Here is a 3,997-nt window from a genome sequence, read left to right as displayed (position 1 = left end):
CGCCGACCCGCTCGGCGGCGGGCTCGACGTGCTGCTGGGCGGCGAGGCCGCCGACGGGCTCCGCTGGCCCGCCTTCGCGCAGTCCAGGGGCAGGGTCGGCGGAGGCGCGCTCGAGGAGTCGCTGCCCGAGCTGCATGCCCTGCGGGTCCTGAGCTGGGACCGGGGCGACGCGGTGGTCATTGCGCCCGAGGCCATGCGGGCGGTGATCGCCGCCGCCCGCAGGCGGGGCGGGGTGGTGGTCGTGGATCTGCCGCGCCGCGTGGACGAAGGGGTGGCCGAGGCGCTGGCCCAGGTGGATCTGGGGCTCCTCGTGGTGCCGGCGGAGCTGCGCGCGGTGGCGGGGGCCCGGCGGGTCGCGTCGGCGGTGGGGATGGTGCTGCGGGATCTGCGGGTGGTGGTCGGCAGAGGTGGCGCCGGTCGTGGCGGGGGCCGTGGCCTCGACGGCCTCGACGGCCTCGGTGGACTCGACGCGGAGGAGGTCGCGCGGCTGCTCGGGCTTCCACTCGTAGGTGAACTGCCGAGGGAGGCAGGGCTGTTGGCGGCGCAGGCCGGGGGAACGCCGCCCGGAGGCGCCGCGCGGGGTCCGCTTGCGCGGTTCTGCACGGCCTTCTGGGATCGGGTTCCGGCCGATGCCACCGGAGGCGGCTCATGAGCGCCGTCGTCGGGGCCCGGATGCTGGACGGGGTGCGCCAGTGGCTCGCGCAGAACGGGACCGAGCCGACACCGGCCCGCGTCGCCGAGGCGCTGCGAGCCCAGGGCAGGGTGCTCGGCGACGCGGAAGTCCTGGGCGCGGCGGCACAGCTGCGCTCGGAGCTGGTGGGCGCGGGGCCACTGGAGACGTTGCTCTCGGACGACTCGGTCACCGATGTCCTGGTGTCCGCGCCCGACCGGGTCTGGGTGGACCGCGGCGGGGGCCTGGAGCTGACCGGGGTGTCCTTCGGGGACGCGGCGGCGGTGCGGCGGCTCGCCCAGCGGCTCGCGGCCGTGGCCGGGCGCCGGCTGGACGACGCCAGGCCCTGGGTGGACGCACGGCTCCCGGACGGAACCCGCCTCCACGCGGTGCTGCCCCCGGTCGCCGTCGGGTCGACCTGCCTCTCCCTGCGGGTCGTCCGCCCACGGGCCTTCACCCTCGCGGAACTGACAGCGGCGGGGACGGTGCCGCCGGGCGGCGACCGGGTGCTGCGTGCACTGCTCGACGCCAGGCTCTCCTACTTGATCAGTGGCGGGACCGGTTCGGGCAAGACGACGCTCCTGAGCGCGCTCCTCGGCCTCGTCGGGCAGGGCGAGCGGATCGTGCTCGCCGAGGATTCGGCGGAGCTGCGCCCCGATCACCCTCACGTGGTGCGCCTCGAGGCCAGACCGGCGAACCAGGAGGGAGCCGGTCAGGTCGGCCTGGACGACTTGGTGCGGCAGGCGCTGCGGATGCGGCCCGACCGGCTGGTCGTGGGCGAGGTGCGGGGCGCGGAGGTGGTCCATCTCCTGGCCGCTCTGAACACGGGCCATGAGGGCGGCTGCGGCACGGTCCACGCCAATGCCGCCGGGGATGTACCGGCCCGCCTCGAGGCGCTGGGGACGGCGGCCGGGCTTGACCGGGCGGCACTGCACAGCCAGTTGGCGGCGGCGCTGTCCGTGGTGCTCCATCTCGTACGGGACCGGGCGGGGCGGCGGCGGATCGCCGAGGTGCATGTCCTGGAACGCGACCCGTCCGGGCTCGTGGTGACGGTTCCGGCGCTGCGGTGGGGCGAGAAGGAGTTTGTCAGGGAGCGGGGCTGGGAGCGACTGAACTCGCTTCTGGTGAACGGTGGTTGGAGTGGTGAGGGATGAGCGCGACAGGGGTGGCGGCGGCTGCGTGTGCGGGAGGCGCGGCCTGGCTGATGGCCGCGACGGGCCGCGGGCTGCGGCGGGCGCGGCCGGTGCTCGCGGGCGCAGGCGAGGTCACAGCGGGGGATGCGGCGTGGCGGCGGGCGATGGCCCGCGCCACCGGGCGGGTGCGGCACGAGTGGTGGGCTCTGGCGGGTGGGGCGGTGGTCGCGCTGCTCGGTGAGTCCGTGGTGCCGCTGGTCCTGGGGGCGGCCGGGGTGCCGCTGATACGGCGCGTACGACGGGCCAGGGAGGCGCGGCTCGAAGGGGAACGCAGGGCCGCCGCGGTGATCGCGTTGTGCGGGGCGCTCGCGGGAGAGGTGCGGGCGGGGCGGCAGCCGGGGGAGGCGTTGAGGGTTGCTGGTGCCGCCGGTGCTGGGCTCGGTGCGGCGCGGGCCGGGGTACTGGCTGCCGCGCGGTTCGGTGGGGATGTGCCGGGGGCGCTTGAGGAGGCGGCGCGGGAGCCGGGGGCGCAGGGGTTGCTGGGCCTCGCGGCGTGCTGGCGGGTGGCGGTGGACCGTGGCGCCGGGCTCGCGGCGGGCCTTGAGCGGCTGGAGGGCGCACTGCGGGCGGAGCGGGATCAGCGTGCCGATCTGCGGGCCCAGTTGGCGGGGGCGCGGTCGACGGCGGTGATGCTCGCTGGGCTTCCGGTCCTCGGGCTGCTGATGGGGAGCGCGCTCGGGGCGGCGCCGCTGCGGGTGTTGCTGCATACCGGCGCGGGGCTCGGATGCCTGGCGGCGGGCGGGGTGTTGGAGGGCGCCGGCGTGTGGTGGGCGCTGCGGGTCGTGCGGGGGGCGGAGGAGCGATGAGTCTCGTGGTCCACAAGCTGGGGGTGGCCGTGTGGGGTGCGGCGGCCGTGTTGTGGCTGATGTCGGCGGTCCTTGCGGCGCGGCGTGGGCGGGTGGCGCGGAGGCGTTCGGGGACCGTGCTGGGAGTGGTGGAGCGGCTGCCGGGGAGTGCGTCGAGGCGTTGGTTCCGGTGGCGGGGCGCGGTGCGGGGGTGGCTGGCGGTGGCCGGGGCGGTGAGCGCCGGGTGGGTGCTGGTGGGCGGTGTTCCGGGGTGCCTTGTGGGGCTGGGCGCCGGGTACGGGGTGTGGCGTTGGTGGCGGGGGCGGGGCGTCCGCGTCGCGGAGTTCGATGCCGCGGAGGCTTCTCGGCAACTCCCCTTGGCCGCTGACCTTTTGGCGGCCTGCGTCGCTGCGGGCGCGGAGCCTGTCGTAGCCGCTCAGGCGGTGGGCGATGCGCTGAAGGGGCCGGTCGGGGAGCGACTTGCACAGGGGGCCGCTGAGGTCCGGCTCGGCGGTGAACCAGCCGACGCGTGGCGGAGGTTGGGTGCGATACCGGGTGCGGGGGCGCTGGCTCGCCTGCTGGAGCGGGCGGGGGAGTCGGGGGCTCCGGCGGCGGATCCGGTGGCGCGTCTCGCCGCGGACTGCCGTGCGGAACGGGGTCGTACGGCGACGGCGGCCGCGCGAAGGGCCGGCGTGCTGATGACGGCGCCGGTGGGGCTGTTCTTCTTGCCCGCGTTCATCGCGGTGGGGGTGCTGCCTGTGGTGATCGGCCTGGCGGGCGGGTTGTTGAGAGGCATCTGAGCAGCTCGACGGTTTGTGGCCCGACGGCCGGGTGGCTGGATGGCGGCTTCGTGAGGCGTGGCTGCCGCGATCTGAACGGACGGAAATTTCATGGGGGTTGAGATGTGGGGACAGTTGTGTGCGCGGGCGTTGCGGCGCAGGGCAGGTGCGGTGCGGGGGGACTCGGGGATGGTCACTTCGGAGTACGCGATGGGCCTTGTCGCGGCGGTGGGATTCGCCGGACTGCTCTACAAGGTGGTGACGAGCGGGCAGGTCAGGGCGGCGTTGCAGGCGGTCGTGGAGAAGGCGCTCGATGTCCAGTTCTGACTCGACGTGCGGTTCTGAGAGGGACACGGGCGGCCGGGGCGGCCGCCACGGGGACCAAGGGTTCGTGACGGCTGAGGCGGCCGTGGTGCTGCCCACGCTCGTGCTGTTCACGATGGCGCTGGTGTGGGCGTTGCTGACCGCGTCCGCGCAGATCCAGTGCGTGGACGCGGCGCGGGCCGGGGCGCGCGCGGTGGCCAGGCAGGACCCCGAGAGCGCGGCCGTGGCGGCGGCTCGGCAGGCGGC

6 protein-coding genes are annotated in these 3,997 nt (G+C 75.8%); all 6 read left to right on the top strand.

Features of this window, described 5'->3' with window-relative positions; all coding sequences use genetic code 11:
• A partial coding sequence (gene ssd / locus ABD378_RS32580) for a septum site-determining protein Ssd (protein ID WP_344526807.1) occupies window positions 1–652 on the top strand: 652 nt, incomplete at its 5' end.
• On the top strand, window positions 649–1,824 hold the full coding sequence (locus ABD378_RS32575) for a TadA family conjugal transfer-associated ATPase (protein ID WP_344526805.1): 1,176 nt from the start codon (window positions 649–651) through the stop codon (window positions 1,822–1,824). The genes ssd and ABD378_RS32575, both read left to right, overlap by 4 nt.
• Entirely contained in the window at window positions 1,821–2,669 is an 849-nt protein-coding gene (locus ABD378_RS32570) for a type II secretion system F family protein (protein WP_425583905.1), read from the top strand. Before ABD378_RS32575 ends, ABD378_RS32570 begins: the two co-directional genes overlap by 4 nt.
• Window positions 2,666–3,448 carry a type II secretion system F family protein gene (locus ABD378_RS32565; protein WP_344526803.1) on the top strand — a complete coding sequence of 261 codons (783 nt, stop codon included), beginning with the start codon at window positions 2,666–2,668 and terminating at the stop codon, window positions 3,446–3,448. Before ABD378_RS32570 ends, ABD378_RS32565 begins: the two co-directional genes overlap by 4 nt.
• Before the next feature lie 90 nt (window positions 3,449–3,538).
• On the top strand, window positions 3,539–3,754 hold the full coding sequence (locus ABD378_RS32560; RefSeq protein ID WP_386544378.1) for a DUF4244 domain-containing protein: 216 nt from the start codon (window positions 3,539–3,541) through the stop codon (window positions 3,752–3,754).
• On the top strand, window positions 3,741–3,997 hold a 257-nt coding region (locus ABD378_RS32555; protein WP_344526801.1), incomplete at its 3' end, for a TadE family type IV pilus minor pilin. The genes ABD378_RS32560 and ABD378_RS32555, both read left to right, overlap by 14 nt.

Origin of the sequence: Streptomyces rectiviolaceus (genome assembly GCF_039533825.1) — a bacterium.
Taxonomy (GTDB): domain Bacteria; phylum Actinomycetota; class Actinomycetes; order Streptomycetales; family Streptomycetaceae; genus Streptomyces; species Streptomyces rectiviolaceus.
Note: the sequence above shows the minus strand (reverse complement) of the source record. Positions and strands in the feature narration are given on the sequence as shown.